Below are 18,350 nucleotides of genomic sequence, written 5' to 3' on the forward strand. Positions count from 1 at the left end.
TGACGTCGCCTTAGAACTTGAAATCCAGCCGCGCGTAGTAATACCCGCCATTCACGCCGAACGGCAGCGTTTCCCAGCCATACACGAAGCCCAGCTGCGGGAACGGCGCGCCCGTCTTCGGATTCCACTTGTCCGGATAGGTGTCGAACACGTTGTCCGCGCCCACCGTCAGCTTCAGGTTGCGCGAGAAGCGGTAGCCCACCGCCATGTCGGCCAGCCACTTGCCGCTCCAGGTCTGGATCACGCCGGGCGTGAAGCCCTGGCCGCTGACCTGGCCGAAGTAGTTGCCGCGCAGGGTGAAGTCCCACGGGCCGGTGCGGTAGATGCCCTGCAGGATGTGGTGCACGCGCGGCTGGCCCTGCTCGATCAGGGTCACCTGGGTGTCGTCGAACAGTTTGTCCGGCGGCAGGATGGCGGACTGCGACTTGCGCTTGGTGACGTCGGTCTTGTTGTAGTTGAGCAGGGCGGTCAGGTCGAGGGTGGAGCTGTCGTCGAAGCGGAAGCCTTTCTCCGCCACCACGTCGATGCCCTTGGTGCGCGTGTCGATCGCATTGGTGAAGAACAGCACCTGGCCCACGCCGAACGGCTGCAGGATGCCGCGGATCGGGCAGTTGGCATTGTTCGCCGCGCAGGGATTGCCGTCGGTGCCCACGCTCTCCGGCACGATATTGCTGGAGAAGATGATGCGGTTCTTGATGTCGATGCGGAACACGTCGACGGTCAGCGTGATGTCGTTGCCGGGCTTGTAGACGATGCCCGCGGTGCCGCTGTGCGAGGTCTCCTGCTTCAGCGGCTGGATGCCGAAGGCGCGCGTCACGGCGCTGTTCTGCCGCGCGGTGAGTGTGTCGGTCAGCGTGCCGCTGGGATCGAGGTTGGTGGAGCGCTGGCTGTAGAACAGCTGCTGTACGCCAGGCGCGCGGAAGCCGGTGGCCAGGGTGCCGCGCACGGCGAAGCTGTCGTTGGCGTCGAAGCGCAGCGAGAGCTTGCCGGTGGTGGTGCCGCCGAAGTCCGAGTAATGCTCGTGGCGCACGGCGGCGCCGAGCAGCACGCGCTCGGTCACCTGCGATTCGGCATCGGCATAGAACGCGATGTTGTGGCGCGCCTGGTTCACCGCTTCCGACGGCGAGAAGCCGGGGAAGCCCTGCATGCCGGGCTGCGCGATGTCGCCGGTCTGGCCGTAGATGGGAATCGCGCGGTTGTCGGTGCGGCCGTACATGTACGACACCGGATCGCCCGGCAGGATCTGGTAGCTGTCGCGCCGCCATTCGAAGCCGAAGGCGAGATTGAGCGCATCGTGGCCGATGCCCCAGTCGATCGGGCCGCGCACGTCGGCATTGAAGGTGGTCTCGTTGAGCCGCAGCGTGCCGGTGTCGGCCGAGGTGGGCGAGGCGCCGTAGATGCCGGCGGCGGGATTGGCCGGGTCGCGCGGTTCGTACCACCAGCTCACGTTCGCCGAATTGCGCTCGTCGAAGCCGAACTGGCTGCGGCCGTGGATCAGCGAAATGTCGTAGTCCCACTTGTCGGCCAGCGGCCCGCGATAACCCACCGCCAGCGACGCGTCCTTCACGTTGGTGGCGATGTTCGGCAGGAAGCCGTTGGGATACAGCGACGGAATGGTGCGGTTGTCGCCGGCCGGACGGAAGAAGCCGTACGAATTGCCTTTGCGCTGTGAGATGCCGCCGAACCAGTACAGCTCGCCGCCGGCGATCGGCAGGCCGCCGTTGAGCCAGAAGTAGGCGTCCTTGGTGTCGGCGTCGCCGAGCTTCTGCGTCACCCGCGGCGGACTCACGCGCAACGAATCCGGGCCGGCCCGATTGGTGGGATCGCGATGGCGGTATTCCGCGGTGAGGTTGAGATAGCCGTCCTGGCCCAGGCGGAATCCGGTATTGATGCCGCCCTGGCGCGTGAAACCATCGCCCTTGTAGGTCTGGCCGGCGGTGACCGAGCCGTCGGTCTGGCCCACCTGCTTCTTCAGCACGATATTGATCACGCCGGAGATCGCATCCGAACCGTACTGCGCCGCCGCGCCGTCGCGCAGTACTTCGATGCGTTCGATCGCGGAGATCGGAATGGCATTGATGTCGGTGCCGGCGGAACCGCGGCCGATGGTCTGCTGCACGTTCACCAGCGCCTGCTGGTGCCTGCGCTTGCCGTTGACCAGCACCAGCACCTGGTCGGGGCCGAGGCCGCGCAAGGTGGCCGGACGGATGGTGTCGGTGCCGTCGCTGACGAAGGTGCGCGAGAAGTTGAAGCTCGGCTCCAGCATCTGCAGCGCCTGGCCCACTTCGACCACGCCGGCGTTCTCCAGCTGCTCGCGGCCGATCACGTCGACCGGTGCCGGTGTCTCCGCCGCGGTGCGGTCCTTGGCACGCGAGCCGACGACCTGCACGCCTTCGAGTGTTTTGGCTTTCTGCTGGTCGGCCGGCGCGCTGTCCTGCGCGTTGGCCGCCAGCGCCATCGATAATCCAAGCATGGCCAGGCTGCATTGGCGCGCACTGACCCAGACGCGTCCTTGCGGACGCGACACATAACGACGTGACATGCACTTCTCCCGATGAAGTCGCGCGAGGCGACAACGTGGCAGCACGCATGAACATGCGACTGCCGCCTCCCGGGTCCGAACGTGCGCTGCAGGAAAATTCGTGTCAAGCGTAATTATCCCCAAAGCGCGAACGGCATCATCAAATGCGTAGACGATGCGGCGTATGCGATATCGCGCTTCACGTGCTCGTGACGTATTGCGTCGGTACTTACGTAGTTTGCGTGTGCGCGGTGCAAGCTTCGCGTCAGTTGCGGCGCCTCGAAGAGATGCGCGCGATGAACTCCCTCTCCCCTGCGGAGAGAGGGTTGGAGTGAGCGGGACCCACGGAGCACAGAAGCAGGAGCACGGAACCGCGACGGAAGCCCAGGCGTTCTAAGGCCGGTAGCTTATGCCGATCAGGTAATAACGCCCCACCACATCGTCGAACATCGGGTTGTAGGCGATGCCGGGCGAGCCGTAATACACGGGCTGGTGATCGAGCGCGTTGTGCACGTTGAAGCTGAAGGACCAATGCGCGATGCCGCTGTACGCGGCATGCAGGTCGAGCACGCTGAAGGCCGGCGTCTTGCATTTGCCGTTCTGCTGCAAATCGTCCGGGCAGGTCAGCGGGCTGCCGGCATAAGGCTCGTAGCGGTAGTGCCCGGTGAAACGCAGGTTGGCGCCGAGGCTCCAGTCGCGGTACGTCCAGTCCAGGCTGGCCAATGCGCTGACGCGCGGCTGCGAGGCGTAGCCCGCATAGCGCATGCTGGGATCGCCCTCGATCATCTGGCGGTCCAGCCGGTCCAGGTAATCGACGCCCAGGTGGATGTCGTAGCGGCCGTAGCGCGCGGTCTGGTGGCGGTAGCGCAGATCCAGGTCGATGGTGCGCGCGTCGGTATGCCCGAGGTTCACCAGCTGCTGGTTGAGCGCGTACAGCACGCCGCGGCGGCTGCGCTGGAACAGCTGCGGATAGCTGTCCGGATGCAGCAGGGCATAGCTCAGCGGCAGCTGGATGATTTCGTGGTCGCGGCGGATGCGATAGAAATCCAGCGCCGCGCCGAACGCGCTGCTCGGCGCCCACACGACGCCCAGCGTGTAGCTGCGCGAAGTCTCCGGCCGCAGGTTCGGATTGCTGACCGAATTGGCCTGCACCTGGCAGAACGAGGTGTCGTCGGTGGCCGGCGTGGCGTTGACGCAGGGCAGCGCGCTGTTGGCCACCTGGGTGATGAAGCGGGTGGCGGCGAGCGTCGGTGGACGGCTGAGCTGCAACAGGGTAGGGGCGCGATAGCCCTTGGCCCAGGTGCCGCGCAGGCTCAGGTCGTCGCGCAGGTCCCATTTCAGGCCGAGCTTGGGCGACACGGCGGCGCCATAGGGCTGGGTACGGTCCAGCCGCCAGGCCAGGTTGGCCTGCAGGCGTGCGGTGAGCGGCGCGTTGAACTCGGTATAGGCGGCCAGGCTGTGCCGGTTCTCGTGGCGCTGGTAGGGGCTGTCGAACTGCTGCACCAGGTTGCGCAGCAGCAGCGGATCGGGGCGGTCGTCCAGGCGGTCGCGCCAGGTCTCCGCGCCGATCGCCATCGACAAGGGGCCGTGCGGCAACTGCGCCAGCGGCCCGGTCAGCTGCACGCTCAGGCTGGTCTTGGCGGCGGTGGCGTGGCGCATCAGCACGGGCGAGATCGCCTGCACCACCGCGGCGTCGTTGGGTGCATCCAGCCGGAACGAACCCGATCGCAGCGAACTGGCGAAGCTGTCCACGCGCAGCAGCCCGCGCAGCTGGTCGTCGCTGCGGTTGCGCTGGTCGTTGGCGTGCACGTCCCAGTCCCATTCGTCCCAGTGGCCTTTGAGGCCCAGCGTGACGAAGCGGTTGGTCGATACGGAGCGGTCGCGAACCGGGCCGAGGTCGCTGAAGCTGTGGTCGTAGATCGGCTCGTCGTCGCCGCTGCGGTTGTCCGGATGGCTGGCCGGCAGCATGAAGCTGTCGCGCAGCGGCGCCATCTGCTGGCGCTGGTCGATCTTGGTCCAGCGCAGGTCGGCATAGGCCTGCAGCGCGCCGAAGCGGCGGTCCAGGTGCGCGAACAGCGAGCGGCTGAGCAGGCCGGTCTGCAGGCTGGTGAGCTGCGCGTCGTCGTCGATGCACACACCGCTGGCGTTGCGCTGCCGCGCCGAGCAGCCGCCGGCCAGGTAGCGCAGGTTGGCGCCGTCCAGCACGAAGGCGCTGGCATCGCCGCTGCTGTCGTCCGAACCGGACTGGCGCTGCCGGCTCCAGTCGCGCGCGCCGCCGAGCAGCGGCTGGCGGTTGAGGTAATCCACGCTCACCAGCGCATGCAGTTCGTGGCCGACCATGCCGCCCGCGCTGGCGGTGACGCGGCGCTGCTGCGCGTCGCCGTGGCCGGAGATGCCGTAGCTGCTGCTGAGACTTACACCAGGAGCGTCCTTGCGCATGATCACGTTGATCACGCCGGCCATGGCGTCGGAGCCGTAGATGGCCGAGGCGCCGTCGCGCAGGATCTCCACCCGCTCCACCAGGGCCAGCGGGATACTGTTGAGATCGTTGACCGTGCTGAAGTTGTTCTGGCTCAGGCCATAGCCGGCCATGCGCTGGCCGTCGACCAGGAACAGCGTGGCCGAGGAACCGAGCCCGCGCAGATCCACCGAGGCCGCGCCGGTGGCCGTGGCCAGGCCGTTGTTCTGATACAGCTCGCCTTCGGTCATCGCCACCGGCGCATTGCTCACGCGGATGCCCGGCTGCGCGCGCAGCAGGTCGAACAGGGTCTGGTAGCCGCTGCGCTCGATCTGTTCGTGATCGATCACGGTCAGCGGCGAGGCGGTTTCCACGTCGGTACGGCGGATATGCGTGCCGGTCACTTCCACCGGCGCCAGGCGCGGCGCCGGCGAAGGGCGTTCGATCGGCGGCAGCTCCTGCGCGGGCAGCTTCAGCGCGGCCGCCGCGGCGGCCTTCAGCACATAGGTGTGTTCGTCCACCGCCACCGCGCGCAGGCCGCTGCCGCGCAGCAGCTGCTGCAGCGCACGGTCGGCCGAGTAATGCCCGCTGAGTCCGGCGTTGCGCCGGCCGGTGGCGAGCTCCGGCGCGTACAGCAGCTGCGTGCCGCTTTGCCGGGCGAAGGCGCGCAGGCCGTCGTCGAGGGTGCCGGCGGCGATGCGGTAATCGCGGTCTTCCAGCGCATGCGCGGCCCGCGCCGGCCACAGCAGCACCAGGGCCGCGGCCAGAAGCGGAAACAGACGGCCTGCGCGCATGCCTGCTAGCAGCGCCGGGGTTGCGGCAACGCGGGACGCAGCGGGCTACTCAGCGGCGCGCGCCTCCGGCGTTCGAGGGCGATCCGGGGTAAAGCGTCAGCTCATGGCTGCCGGTGGTCACCGCGCGCAGGCCCCAGCCGGCATCCAGCGCCTTGACCAGGGCCTGCTGGTCGCCGGCGTGGAAGCTGCCGCTGATGCGCAGGTCGGCCAGGCGCTGGTCGCCCAGCAGCAGCTTGGTGTCGGAATAGCGGTTCATCTCGGCCAACAGCGAATCCAGCCGGCGTTCGCGGAACACCAGCTCGCCCTGGCCCCAGGCCTGCGCGGCCTGGGTGTCCAGCGCGCCGACCACGGCGCTGCTGCCGTCGGCGGCGATGCGCAGCTGCTGCGCGGGCGACAGCGCCTGGGTCTGCTGGCCATGGGTGACTTCCACCGAGCCGGCGAGCAGGCCCACCACCACGGCGTCGCGCTCCTTGCTTACCTGGAACACGGTACCGGTATCGCGGATCACATTACCGCCGGCATGCACTTCGAACGGCGCCGCCGCGTGCGCGACGGCGAATTCGGCGCGCCCGCGCTCCAGCGTCACCAGGCGGCGCTGCGCGTCGAAATGCGTGGTCACGGTGGAGTCGGCATCCAGGATCATCCGCGTGCCGTCGTCCAGGGTCAGCCTGCGCGGCAGCTCGGTGGCGCTGGCGTAGCGGCGCGAGAAGCCGCCATGGTCGACGTGCGTGCCGCGCAGCAGGTACGGCACGCCGAAGGCCAGCAGCACCGAGGCCGCCACCGCCATCGGCAACAGCCGCGCCAGCAGGCGCCGCTGGTCGCGCCGCGCCGCGGTGCGGCGGCGCGCGGCCAGGCTCGCGGCGCGCAGCAGCGGGTCGCCGGCGAGCAGGGCGGCGTTGGCGTGCAGGCGCTCGGCCTGGGCATAGGCCTGCGCATGGTCCGGGTGCTGCGCGCGCCAATGCTCGAACGCGGCGCGTTCGGCGGGACCGCAGTCCGGTGCGTGCAGGCGGGCCAGCCAGCTTTCGGCGCTGGTGGGACAGTCGCGGGGTGAATCTGCTTGGTTGGCGTTCATCCGGCCTGCCCCCTGTCGCCCAGCTTCTTGCGCAGCAGCGCAAGCGCCTTGCTGATGTTTTTTTCCACGGCCTTGACCGAGATGCCGCAGTGCTTTGCGATTTCCGGGTAACTCATGCCTTCGATGCGATTGAGCAGATAGATCTCGCGGCAGCGCGAGGGGAGTCCGAGCAGGGCCTGCTGCAGGCGCGCGAGCTCCTGCTGGTTGGCGATGCGCTGGTCGTGGTCCTGGTCGTCGGAGACCAGGCCGTGCGCGTACTCGTCCAGGCTGATGTGGTCGTGCTGGTAATGCGTCTGCGCGCGGCGGGCGCGGTCGTTCAGCGCATTGATGGCGATGCGGTACAGCAGCGAACTCCAGGACTCCGGGGCATGTTCGCGATAGCGGATCAGGCGGACCAGGCTTTCCTGGGCGATGTCCTGCGCGTCTTCTTCGGACGACACGCGGCGGCGCAGGAAGGCCAGCAGGGACTGGCGCTGTTCGCGCACGAAGCTGTCGAAACGCAGTGCATTTCCCACCTGGCGACCCGGCTGTTCGCCGTCGGCCGAACTTCCACCCATACCCTGATTCCGTACGCGGAAACCCCCGAGGGCCAGAGTATCGCAATTGTTCAAGGCTACCTCGCTCGGAGACCGCGCCAGCGTGGGTAAAACCCCTCCCCCGTGCCCAAGCACGAGGGAGGGGGGTAGCCCCTGTTGCCAGGGTTTGGCCTCGTTTCAGGGGAGGACGAGGCCCACAATCCGCGATCCGTGCGTCTTGCGCTCCCCTCCGGGGGCACCAGAGGGAAATCGGCGCCGCGCCGCCCGCGCCCGGAGGCGACGGACGGCTACGGCAAAATCCACCGGGATTTTTCCGGTCACCTGAGGAGATAAACGCAAGGACGAGGAAACCCCCTACCTCCCGGGCGGATGCCGGGAGGCGGGTGGCGGGGGTCAGGGCGTCTTCTGCCCGGCGCTGGCGGCGTCCAGCTTCTCGCGCAGATTGACCAGGGCCTGGTCGGCCTGGATGAAGCCGTGGCCGGAGCGGTGGTCGAAACCTGCGCTCGCCATATCGAGCGACGAGGCCTGCATGGCTTGGTACAGGTCGGCCACCGTGGCGGTGGGTTCGGCCTGCCACAGCAGGGCGGCGACGGCGGCGGCATGCGGGGCCGCGGCCGAGGTGCCGTAGAAGTGGTACGACAGATAATCCGGATAGGTGCGGCAGTCGGCGACGTCCGCCTCGTCCGCACCGGCGTTCGCGCTGGACTGGCCGAAGAAGGTGGTGGTCACGCCATCGGGGGCGACGAAGTCCGGCTTGCGCGGGACGGCGGCGTCCGCCAATGCCGCGCCGTCGTTGTCGAACAGCAGCGGCGTGCCGCCGGCGGAGGAAAATGATTCCAGCATGGCCGTCTGCCGGGCGGAGTTGCAGTACGGCGTGCGGAAATAGTCGGCGGCGCCCAGGGTCATGGCGTTCGCCGACAGGGTATGCCCGTAGAGCGTGCCGGTATCGGTGCCGTGGCTGTCGATGGTGGAGCCGCCGGCCAGGACGATCAGATGCACCCGCGCCGGTGCCGGACCGTCGGCGAGCCCCAGGCGCAGCGTGCCCCGGTAGGCTGCTCCCGGATTGGTGATGTTGAGGCGCAGCTGCGCCGGCTGGCCGATCACGGAGCGGCCCGTGCACAGGCCGGCCCGGATCGGTTTGCCCCGCTGGTCGCCGAGGCAGAGGTTGAGCGAGCTGCTGGCATTGGGTGAGGTCATGGGCTGATCCCAGTACACGCCGATGATGGTGGTCGAGCGCGCTCTGACGGTGATGGGCAGGTTCTCCAGCGTGGTGGCGCTGCCCGGATCGAAGTCGAGCAGGCGTTCGCCGAGGTTGAGCGGCGCACGTAAGCCGCCATCGCCGCGTTGAACGGCGGCGTTGGCGAAGCTGGCGTGGTTGTTGTCGTATGCGGCCCGGCCGCGGTTGGCGTCGTTGCCGCCGGCGGTGAAATAAGCGGCGCCATGCGTGCGGACGACCTCGTCGATGGCGGCGCCGGCAAGGCCGGTCTGGTAGAGCGGCTCGTTAAAGAAGCCCAGGTCGTCGACGATGATCCGCGCACCGGTGCCGCGGCGGCCATGCTCATCGGTCTGGTCGGTGGGCAAGGCCAGCGTCTTGATGCCCCGGGCGAAGTCGGCCAGCGTATCGGGCGAATAGAAAGCGATGCTCGCGCCGGGCGCCACGTCGTGGATGATCTGCGCCATCGCGCGGCCTTCGTCCGAGCCGGAACCGAGGCAGTCGCTCGACTCCTTGACTACGGTGATACGCGCGGGCAGGTCGCCGTTGGCGATGTCTTCGGCCTGGCCGGCCTGGCAGTCGAAACTGTCAGAAATCACGCCGATGGTCAGGCCGCTGCCGTCTATGGCCGTGAGCGCGGCGGCGTCTGCGGCTGCCAGGCGGATCCGCCCGGTTTCGCGCAATGCCTTGCTGCGCTGCGCGGAGTCTCCCTGTGAGTTCACCAGGCCGGCGCGGGTGCGCTTCTCCGGCACGCTGATGGTCAGCACGCCGGGGAGCGCCGCTGCCTGGTCGATCTTCGAAACGGGCAGGCGTCCGCCGATGTCGTTGCGGTAGACGGCGCCGGTTTCGAAGCCCAGCGCTTCCAGCTGCGTACGCACGGCGGCCACGTCGCCCTTCGCCACGATGTCGACCGTGACATGGGGTTCTGCGCTGGCCGGCCGTGCGGTGGCCGAGCGGCCGGTGGAAGTGAGGGCCGCAGCTTGCCGCTTGATGCGCAGCAGCGCGTTGTCGAGCTTGGCATTGGTGCCGGTGGAGCGTTCCAGCGCGGACAGTCCAGGCGGCGCGTTGTCGCCGCGCAGCTGCTGGGCGTGAGCAGTGCCGCCGAGCGCCGTGGAGACCAGCAGCGCGAGCGCAAGGGCATCGATTCTTGGCATGGGAGTTCCCCGTATCGAGACGAGGCGGGAGCGGCCTCGCCGATATCAGATGACGGCGAACCCGCCTTGCCGTGCATCGGGCGACAGGGAGACACCAAGACCGATGTCCGGCATGCATGCCGGTATCCGGGTGACCGGTGCGAGGACGAAAAACTCGGGTTTATGCCGCGGCCGGATGCGTCGCGTCGCGCAGCAACAGCCGATACGCGGGGTTGCCGCTCTCGTCCCGGCAGGGGTAACCCAACTGGGCCAGGAACTGCTGGAACATCGCCCGCTCATCCGCCGGCACCTGGATGCCGACCAGGATGCGGCCGTAATCCGCACCGTGATTGCGGTAATGGAACAGGCTGATGTTCCAGTCCGGATGCATATGGCCGAGGAAACGCGTGAGCGCACCCGGGCGTTCGGGGAACTCGAAGCGGTACAGCAATTCATCGCGCGCCAGCGGCGAGCTGCCGCCGATCATGTGGCGCAGGTGCAGCTTGGCCAGTTCATCGTCGGTCAGATCGAGCACGCCGAAGCCTTCGGCGGCGAAGGCGGCGGTCAGCGCCTCGCGCTCGTCGCGCTGGCGGATCTGGATGCCGACGAAGATATGCGCGTTCGCCGCATCGCCGATGCGGTAGTTGAACTCGGTGATCGAGCGCTGGCCGAGCGTGGCGCAGAAGCGGCGGAAGCTGCCGCGTTCTTCCGGAATGGTGACGGCGAACACCGCCTCGCGCTGCTCGCCCACTTCGGCGCGCTCGGCGACGAAGCGCAGGCGGTCGAAGTTGAGGTTGGCGCCGGAGACGATGGCGACGAGGGTGGCGTCGTGCAGATCGTGCATGGCGGCGTATTGCTTGAGGCCCGCCAGGGCGAGCGCGCCGGAGGGTTCCGGCACGCAGCGGGTTTCCTGGAACACGTCGCGGATCGCCGCGCAGATGGCGTCGGTGTCGACGCGCAGCATGGCGTCCACGTGGCGCTGGCACAGCGCGAAGGTTTCCGCGCCCACGCGCTTGACCGCGGTGCCGTCGGCGAACAGGCCGACTTCGTCCAGCGTCACGCGCTCGCCCTGTTCCAGCGACTGCGCCATGGCGTCGGAATCGACCGTCTGCACGCCGATCACCTTCACTTCGGGCCGCAGCGCCTTGATGTACGCCGCCACGCCGGCCAGCAGGCCGCCACCGCCCACCGGCACGAACACGGCATGCAGCGGGCCCGGATGCTGGCGCAGGATCTCCATGCCCACGGTGGCCTGGCCGGCGATCACGGCCGGGTCGTCGAAGGGATGCACGAAGGTGTAGCCGTGCTGTTGTTCCAGGCGCGCGGCTTCGGCCTGCGCGTCGCTGTAGGAATCGCCGGCCAGCACCACTTCCACCCAGCTGCCGCCGAGGCGGCGCACCGCGTCGATCTTTACCTGCGGCGCGGTCACCGGCATCACGATCACCGCGCGCAGGCCGAGCTTCGCCGCGGCCAGGGCCACCCCCTGCGCATGGTTGCCGGCGGAAGCGGCGATCACGCCGCGCGCGCGCTGCGCGGCATCCAGGCCCACCATCTTGTTGTAGGCGCCGCGCAGCTTGAAGGAGAACACCGGCTGCTGGTCTTCGCGCTTGAGCAGCACCTGCTGGCCGATGCGCTCGGACAGCAGCGGCGCTGCTTCCAGCGCGGATTCGCGCGCCACTTCGTAGACGCGCGAAGCGAGCGTGCGCCGCAGCAGGTCGTGGTCCGCGTCTTCCGCCGGCGGCCGGTCGGCGGCCACCGCGTTCACTGCAGGGCTTCCGCGGCGGGATGGCTGACTTCGATCACGTCCACCAGCTTGCGCGCCTGCTTGATCAGCTGGTCCACCGCCTCGTCGGCGCCGTGCATCACCAGGGTGAGCTGCGAGACGGCCGGGTCCTGCGTGGCGGCCACGGTGAGCGAATCGATATTGAAGCCGCGCGCGGAAAACAGCCCGGCCACGCGCACCAGGGCGCCGGCCTCGTTCTGCAGCAGGATGGAAAGCGTGTGTTTCATGAGTATCTCGTCAGAACATGTCGCTGGCGGCGCCGTCGGCCTGCACCGACTGGCGCGAGGCGATGTGGCCGCCGGTGATCATCTGCGCGTAGGTGGCGCCGGGGCCGACCATCGGATACACGCCGGCATCGGGGTCGATCATCACTTCCAGGAAGGCCGGGCCCGGATGGGCGAGGAAGTCGGCGATGGTGGCGGCCAGTTCTTCCTTGCGCTCCAGGCGGCGCGCCCATTCGAAGCCGTCGGCCTGCGCGGCCTTGATGAAGTCCTTGCGGTGCAGGCTCTTATCGGAGGAGGCGAAGCGGCCGCGGAAGAACAGCTTCTGCCACTGCCTCACCATGCCGTCGCCGATATTGTTGAGCACCACCACCTTCACCGGCAGGCCGTAGGTGGTGACGGTCTCCAGCTCGCCCAGGTTCATGCGGATGCTGGCGTCGCCGTCGATATCGATCACCACCGCGCCGGGCCGCGCGAACTGCGCGCCGATCGCCGCGGGCAGGCCGAAGCCCATGGTGCCCATCGAGCCGGAGCTCAGCCAATGGCGCGGCTCGCGGAAATCGAAATACTGCGCCGCCCACATCTGGTGCTGGCCGACGCCGGTGCTGATCACCGCGTGGCCCCGGGTGTGGCGGTTGATCTCTTCGATCACCGCATAGGGTTGGATCAGCGGGCTGGCGCGGTCGTAGTCCAGCGCGTGCGTGTGTTTCAGGTCCGCCACGTGGCGATGCCACGGTGCGTAGCGTTCGGACAGCTTCTCGCGCCAGCCGTGGCGCTCGCCCCAGGCGCGCAGCTGCGCCAGCGTGCGGGAGAGGTCGCCGGTGTGGTGCCAGTGGACCGTCTTGACCTTGCCGATCTCGGCCGGGTCGATGTCGATCTGCGCGATGAACTTCGCCTGCGGCGCGAACTTGTCCGGCACGCCGGCCACGCGGTCGTCGAAGCGCGCGCCCAGGGTGAACAGGAAGTCGCAATCCTCCACCGCGTAGTTGGCATAGGCCGTGCCGTGCATGCCCAGCATGTGCAGGGCCAGCGGCTCGGTGGTGTCGTAGGCGCCGATGCCCATCAGGGTGGTGGTGACGGGCAGGCCGTAGTCGGCCACGAAGGCGCGCAGCTCGGCGGAAGCACCGGAGGCGATGGTGCCGCCGCCGGCATAGATCAGCGGACGCTTCGACTGCGCCAGCGCTTCGAAGAAGGCCGCGCACTGCGCGTCGTCCAGCACCGACTGCTCCAGCCGTTCCAGCCGCGCGCGATAGCCCGGCATCGGCAGCAGGCCTTCGCCGTGGAAGGGCAGCAAGGTGTTTTGCACGTCTTTCGGGATATCCACCACCACCGGCCCCGGGCGGCCGCTGCGCGCGATCTCGAACGCGGTGCGCAGGGTGGCTTCCAGTTTTTCGGCGTCGGTGACCAGGAACACGTGCTTGGCGCAGGCGCTCATGATGTTGGCGATCGGCGCTTCCTGGAACGCGTCGGAACCGATCGCGGTGGTCGGCACCTGGCCGCACAGCACCACCATCGGTATGGAGTCGGACATCGAATCGCGCACCGGCGTGACCATGTTGGTGGCGCCGGGACCGGAGGTGACGATGGCCACGCCGACCTTGCCCGAGGCGCGGGCGTAGCCGGCGGCCATGAAGCCGGCCCCTTGCTCGTTGGCCGGCACGATCAGCGGCAGCGGTTCGCCGCCGCTGGGGCCGATGTGGGTGGCGTTGTAGCGGAACACCGCGTCGTACACCGGCAGGATGGCGCCGCCGGAGTAGCCGAACAGCACGTCCACGCCCTCGTCGGCCAGGACCTGGACCACCACCTCGGCGCCGCTCATGCGCAGCGCGTTGAGGGGATGGGTGGCGTCGTCGGCGTGCGTGGCGTCGGCGATGTCCGGCAGCAGGGCGTTCATGGTGTCGCGAATCCTCATGGCAAATGAAAACCCCTCGCCGTCGCGGCGAGGGGCGGGGCGGTTCAGCCGGTTTTCTTCAGCGGCTCGGCGGCGGGCTTGCCGGCCGCGGCGGCGCCGGCCTGCAGCCAGGACATGCGCGCGCGCAGCTTGGCGCCGACCTGCTCGATCGGATGCTCCAGGTCTGCCTGCTTGAAGCGCTTGTAGTTGGGCAGGCCTGCCTGGTACTCGGCGATCCAGTTGCGCGCGAAGGTGCCGTCCTGGATGTCGGTGAGCACGTCCTTCATGCGCGCCTTGGTGCCGGCGTCGATCACGCGCGGGCCGCTGACGTAGTCGCCGTACTGCGCGGTCTCGGAGACGAATTCCAGCATGCGCGCGATGCCGCCTTCGTAGAACAGGTCCACGATCAGCTTCAGCTCGTGCAGCACTTCGTAGTAGGCGATCTCCGGCTGGTAGCCGGCTTCCACCAGGGTCTCGAAGCCGGCCTGCACCAGCGAGCTGGCGCCGCCGCACAGCACGGCCTGCTCGCCGAACAGATCCGTCTCGGTCTCTTCCTTGAAGTCGGTCTTGATCAGCAGGGCGCGGCCGCCGCCGATGCCGTCGGCATAGGCCTTGGCCTTGGCTTCGGCCTCGCCGGTGACGTCCTGGTGGATCGCCCAGATGCTGGGCACGCCGCGGCCGATCTCGTATTCGCGGCGCACCAGCGCGCCCGGGCCCTTCGGCGCGACCAGGATCACGTCGATGTCCTCGCGCGGGGCGATCTGCTTGAAGTGCACGTTGAAGCCGTGCGCGAACAGCAGGGCCGCGCCGGCCTTGATGTTCGGCTCGATCGATTCCTTGTACAGCGCCGGCTGCACCATGTCGGGCGTCAGCACCGCGACCAGGTCGGCGCCGCGCACGGCGTCGCCCGGCTCGGCGACCTTGAAGCCTTCGGCGGTGGCGCGCTCCCACGAGGGGCCGCCCTTGCGCAGGCCGACCACGACGTCGAGGCCGGAGTCGCGCAGGTTGAGGGCGTGCGCGCGGCCCTGGCTGCCGTAGCCGAGCACGGCGATGCGGGCGTTGGCCAGCGTCGGGTTGGAAGTGGTGCTGCTCATGCGGTGACTCCTTCGGTAGCGGTGACTTGGACGTGTGTGGGGGTGGAGACAGCGGTGTTCGGATGGGTGTTGGCGCCGTCGGAGGCGGAACCGACCAGGCGCGCGTACTTGGCCAGGGCGCCGGTGGTGACTTTCGGTGCGGGCGCGGTCCAGTGCTTGCGGCGCTCGGCCAGGTCCGCGTCGGTTTCGATGGCGCGCAGGCCGGCGTCGATGCGGATGCGGTCGCCGTCGCGCAGCAGCGCGATCGGGCCGCCGCGCACGGCTTCGGGCGCCATGTGGCCGACCATGAAACCGTGGGTGGCGCCGGAGAAGCGGCCGTCGGTGATTAGCGCGACGTCGTCGCCCAGGCCGCGGCCGATCAGCGCGGCGGTGACGCCGAGCATCTCGCGCATGCCGGGGCCGCCGGCCGGGCCTTCGTTGCGGATCACGATCACGTCGCCCTTGGCGATGCGGCCCTGCTGCACGGCGGCGAAGGCCTGCTCCTCGCTTTCGAACACGCGGGCAGTGCCTTCGAAATGCGTGGCGCCCTTGCCGGCACCGCTCTTACCGGGAATCTTCAGGATGCAGCCTTCCGGCGCGAGGTTGCCGTACAGGATGGAATAGCCGCCGCGCGGCTTGAGCGGCCGGGCGACCGGCAGGATCACGTCCTGCTCCGCCGCGCGCGGCGCCGCCGCGGCTTCCTCGAACAGGCTGCGGCCGGTGACGGTGGGGGCGTCTTCCAGCATGTCCGCAGCAATCAGTTCCTGCGCCACGCGCGCGGCGCCGCCGGCGCCGAACATTTCCACCGCGGTGTAGCGGCCGCCGGGCAGCAGGTCGGCGATCACCGGCGTATGCACGGAGGCCGGCTCGAAATCCTCCAGCGTCCACGGTGCGCCGGCTTCGCGCGCGATCGCCAGCAGATGCAGTACCGCATTGGTGGAGCCGGCGGTGGCGGCGACCATGCGCGCGGCATTGCGCAGCGAAGTGCGGTTGATCAAGCCGCGCGGCGTGCGCTGCTCGCGCAGGCAGTCCATCACCAGCTCGCCGCAGCGGCGCGCGGCGGCGGCCTTGGCCGGATGCGTGGCGGGAATGTCGTTGAAGCCCATCGGCGACAGGCCCAGCGTGGTCAGCACCATGGCCATGGTGTTGGCGGTGAACTGGCCGCCGCAGGCGCCGGCGCCGGGGCAGGCGTCGCGCTCGACCGAGGCCAGTTCGGCGTCGTCGATCTTGCCCGCGCCGTGCGCGCCGACCGCTTCGAACACCTGCTGGATGGTGATCGGGTGCTGGTCGTGCGTGCCGTGCGCGATGGTGCCGCCGTACAGCGCCACCGCCGGGATATCCAGGCGCGCCATGGCCATGGCAGCGGCGGGGATGGTCTTGTCGCAGCCGCACAGCACCACCATCGCGTCGAGGCAGTGGCCGTCGACGGCCAGCTCGATCGAGTCGGTGATCACTTCGCGGCTGATCAGCGAGGCGCGCATGCCGGGCGTGCCCATGGCGATGCCGTCGGTGACCGCGATGGTGTTGAACTCCACCGGCGTGCCGCCGGCGGCGCGGATGCCTTCGGCCACGTGCTCGGCCAGTTCGCGCAGGTTGAGATTGCAGGGGCTGACGTTGGACCAGGTATGCACCACCGCCACCAGCGGCTTGGCGATGGCGCCGTCGTCCAGCCCGGTGGCGCGCAGCATCGCGCGCGCGGGGGCGCGGTCGGCGCCGGTCTTGATGAGATCACTGCGCATGGAAAGAAACGCTCCGGATGGCATGACAACAGGTTGCTCCCCCTGCGCGCAGGGGCACGCGGGACAGGGCGCGGGGAGTGGCGTTCACTCGGGGCGGAGTGAGCGACGCCCTCATATCCCGCCGCGCGCAGGGGGAAGCAGGCGGCACGGAGGCCGCGCGGGCAGCCGTTAGCCGCACGCGCGCGCTCCGCTGAAAAAGGCTTCCGAGTTGGCGACGTGCTCGTCCAGCGCCGCGACCACCGCTGCGCGGATCGCCGCGGTGCCGGCGTCGCCGCCGATGTCGCGGCTGCGCGGGCCGTGCTGCAGCACGTGCTCCACGGCCGCTTCCACCGCGCCGGCTTCTTCTTCCAGGCCCAGCGAGTGGCGCAGCAGCATGGCGGTGGACAGGATCGCGCCGACCGGGTTGGCCACGCCCTTGCCGGCGATGTCCGGCGCGGAGCCGTGGATCGGCTCGTACAGGCCGCGCGCGCCTTCGCCCAGCGAGGCCGAGGGCAGCAGGCCCAGCGAACCGGCCAGCGCGGCGGCTTCGTCGGTGAGGATGTCGCCGAACAGGTTCTCGGTGACCACCACGTCGTAGCTGGCCGGCTGGGTCAGCAGCAGCATGGCCATGGAGTCGACCAGCTGGTGTTCGAGCTTCACGTCCGGATAGTCGGCGGCGATGCGCTGCACCGTGCTGCGCCACAGGCGCGAGGTTTCCAGCACGTTGGCCTTGTCCACCGAGGTGACCTTGTGGCGGCGGCCGCGTGCCAGCTCGAAGGCGCGCCGCACCACGCGCTCGACTTCGGCCACGGTGTACTTGCACTCGTCGGTGGCGGTGTCGGCGGTGCGCGTCTTGGCGCCGAAGTAGGCGCCGCCGGTGAGTTCGCGCACGAACAGCACGTCCACGTTGCGCAGCTTGTCGTCCTTCAGCGGCGACAGCGCGGTCAGCGCCGGATGCACCTGCAGCGGACGCAGGTTGGCGTAGACACCCAGCGCCGCGCGCAGCGCCAGCAGGCCCTGCTCGGGGCGCACCGGCGCGGACGGGTCGGACCACTTCGGCCCGCCCACCGCGCCCAGCAGCACCGCGTCGGCGGACTGGCACGCGGCCAGCGCATCGGCCGGCAGCGGCTCGCCGGTGGCGTCGATGGCGCAGCCGCCGATCAGGTGTTCCTCGTACTCGAAGCTGTGCTCGTAATGGGCGGCGACGGCTTCCAGCACGGCGACGGCGGCGGCGGTGACTTCCGGACCGACGCCGTCGCCGGGCAGGGTGACGATGCGGGCTTTCATGCGGCTTGCTCCAGATGCTGTTCGTAGTGGGCGATGGCGTCGGCGTGCTGCAGCAGGTAGCCGAGCTGGTCGACGCCGTTCAGCAGGCAATGGCGGGCGAAGGGTTCGAGCTGGAACGGGATGCGGCCGCCATCGGGCAGGGCGATGTACTGGCCTTGCACGTCGATGGTCAGCTCGGTGCCGGGGTGGGTCAGCAGCCAGTGGTGCTCGGCTTCGGACACCACGATGGCCAGCAGGCCGTTCTTCAGCGCGTTGTTGCGGAAGATGTCGGCGATCTCGCTGCACAGCACGGCCTGGATGCCGTAGTCCAGCAGCGCCCACGGCGCGTGTTCGCGCGAGGAACCGCAGCCGAAGTTGCGGCCGGCGACCAGGATGGCGCAGCCCTTGGCCTGCGGCTGGTTGAGCGGGAAGGCGGGGTTGTCGCTGCCGTCCGGCAGGTAGCGCCAGTCGTTGAAGCACAGCTTGCCCAGGCCGGCGCGCTCGGTGGTGGTGAGGAAGCGCGCCGGGATGATGCGGTCGGTGTCGATGTTCTCGTCGGCCAGCACGGCGGTGCGGGAATGGAGGCGGGTGACGGGCTTCATTCAATAAACTCCCGAAGGACAGATGCCCTTCTCCCCGCCGGGGAGAAGGTGCCTCGAAGGGGCGGATGA

Annotated in this window: 12 protein-coding genes; all 12 read right to left on the minus strand. The window is 69.1% G+C overall.

Features of this window, described 5'->3' with window-relative positions; translation table 11 throughout:
- Positions 1-10: 10 nt before the first annotated feature.
- The 12 genes from FHW84_RS09570 to leuD all read right to left on the minus strand — a co-directional run bounded on the left by FHW84_RS09570 (position 11) and on the right by leuD (position 18,281).
- Entirely contained in the window at positions 11-2,542 is a 2,532-nt protein-coding gene (locus tag FHW84_RS09570) for a TonB-dependent receptor (protein ID WP_208399729.1), read from the minus strand.
- 372 nt (positions 2,543-2,914) lie between these two features.
- Positions 2,915-5,773 (minus strand): TonB-dependent receptor, encoded by a 2,859-nt coding sequence (locus FHW84_RS09575; RefSeq protein ID WP_167254840.1) that lies wholly within the window; start codon positions 5,771-5,773, stop codon positions 2,915-2,917.
- 49 nt (positions 5,774-5,822) lie between these two features.
- Positions 5,823-6,845, minus strand: a complete 1,023-nt coding sequence (locus tag FHW84_RS09580) for a FecR domain-containing protein (RefSeq protein WP_167254842.1) — start codon at positions 6,843-6,845, stop codon at positions 5,823-5,825.
- Complete coding sequence (locus FHW84_RS09585; protein ID WP_167254844.1) at positions 6,842-7,402, minus strand: sigma-70 family RNA polymerase sigma factor; 561 nt, start codon at positions 7,400-7,402, stop codon at positions 6,842-6,844. Before FHW84_RS09585 ends, FHW84_RS09580 begins: the two co-directional genes overlap by 4 nt.
- A 372-nt stretch (positions 7,403-7,774) precedes the next feature.
- Entirely contained in the window at positions 7,775-9,748 is a 1,974-nt protein-coding gene (locus tag FHW84_RS09590; protein ID WP_167254846.1) for a S8 family serine peptidase, read from the minus strand.
- A gap of 160 nt (positions 9,749-9,908) precedes the next feature.
- Entirely contained in the window at positions 9,909-11,492 is a 1,584-nt protein-coding gene (ilvA, locus tag FHW84_RS09595; RefSeq protein ID WP_167254848.1) for a threonine ammonia-lyase, biosynthetic, read from the minus strand.
- A complete protein-coding gene (gene ilvN, locus FHW84_RS09600; protein ID WP_167254850.1) occupies positions 11,489-11,737 on the minus strand; it encodes an acetolactate synthase small subunit in 249 nt (82 codons plus the stop codon). The genes ilvA and ilvN overlap by 4 nt, the downstream gene beginning before the upstream one ends.
- A gap of 10 nt (positions 11,738-11,747) precedes the next feature.
- Positions 11,748-13,550, minus strand: coding sequence for a biosynthetic-type acetolactate synthase large subunit (ilvB, locus tag FHW84_RS09605; protein ID WP_167255389.1), 1,803 nt, complete (start codon positions 13,548-13,550; stop codon positions 11,748-11,750).
- A gap of 137 nt (positions 13,551-13,687) precedes the next feature.
- Positions 13,688-14,716: a ketol-acid reductoisomerase gene (gene ilvC / locus FHW84_RS09610; RefSeq protein WP_167254852.1), complete on the minus strand. Its 1,029-nt coding sequence runs from the start codon at positions 14,714-14,716 to the stop codon at positions 13,688-13,690.
- Positions 14,713-16,434 carry a dihydroxy-acid dehydratase gene (locus tag FHW84_RS09615; protein ID WP_167254854.1) on the minus strand — a complete coding sequence of 574 codons (1,722 nt, stop codon included), beginning with the start codon at positions 16,432-16,434 and terminating at the stop codon, positions 14,713-14,715. The genes ilvC and FHW84_RS09615 overlap by 4 nt, the downstream gene beginning before the upstream one ends.
- Before the next feature lie 168 nt (positions 16,435-16,602).
- Positions 16,603-17,700, minus strand: coding sequence for a 3-isopropylmalate dehydrogenase (leuB, locus tag FHW84_RS09620; RefSeq protein WP_167254856.1), 1,098 nt, complete (start codon positions 17,698-17,700; stop codon positions 16,603-16,605).
- Entirely contained in the window at positions 17,697-18,281 is a 585-nt protein-coding gene (leuD, locus tag FHW84_RS09625; RefSeq protein WP_167254858.1) for a 3-isopropylmalate dehydratase small subunit, read from the minus strand. Before leuD ends, leuB begins: the two co-directional genes overlap by 4 nt.
- Positions 18,282-18,350: the final 69 nt, after the last annotated feature.

It is taken from the genome of Dyella sp. SG562 (genome assembly GCF_011759495.1).
Taxonomy (GTDB): Bacteria; Pseudomonadota; Gammaproteobacteria; order Xanthomonadales; family Rhodanobacteraceae; genus Dyella_D; species Dyella_D marensis.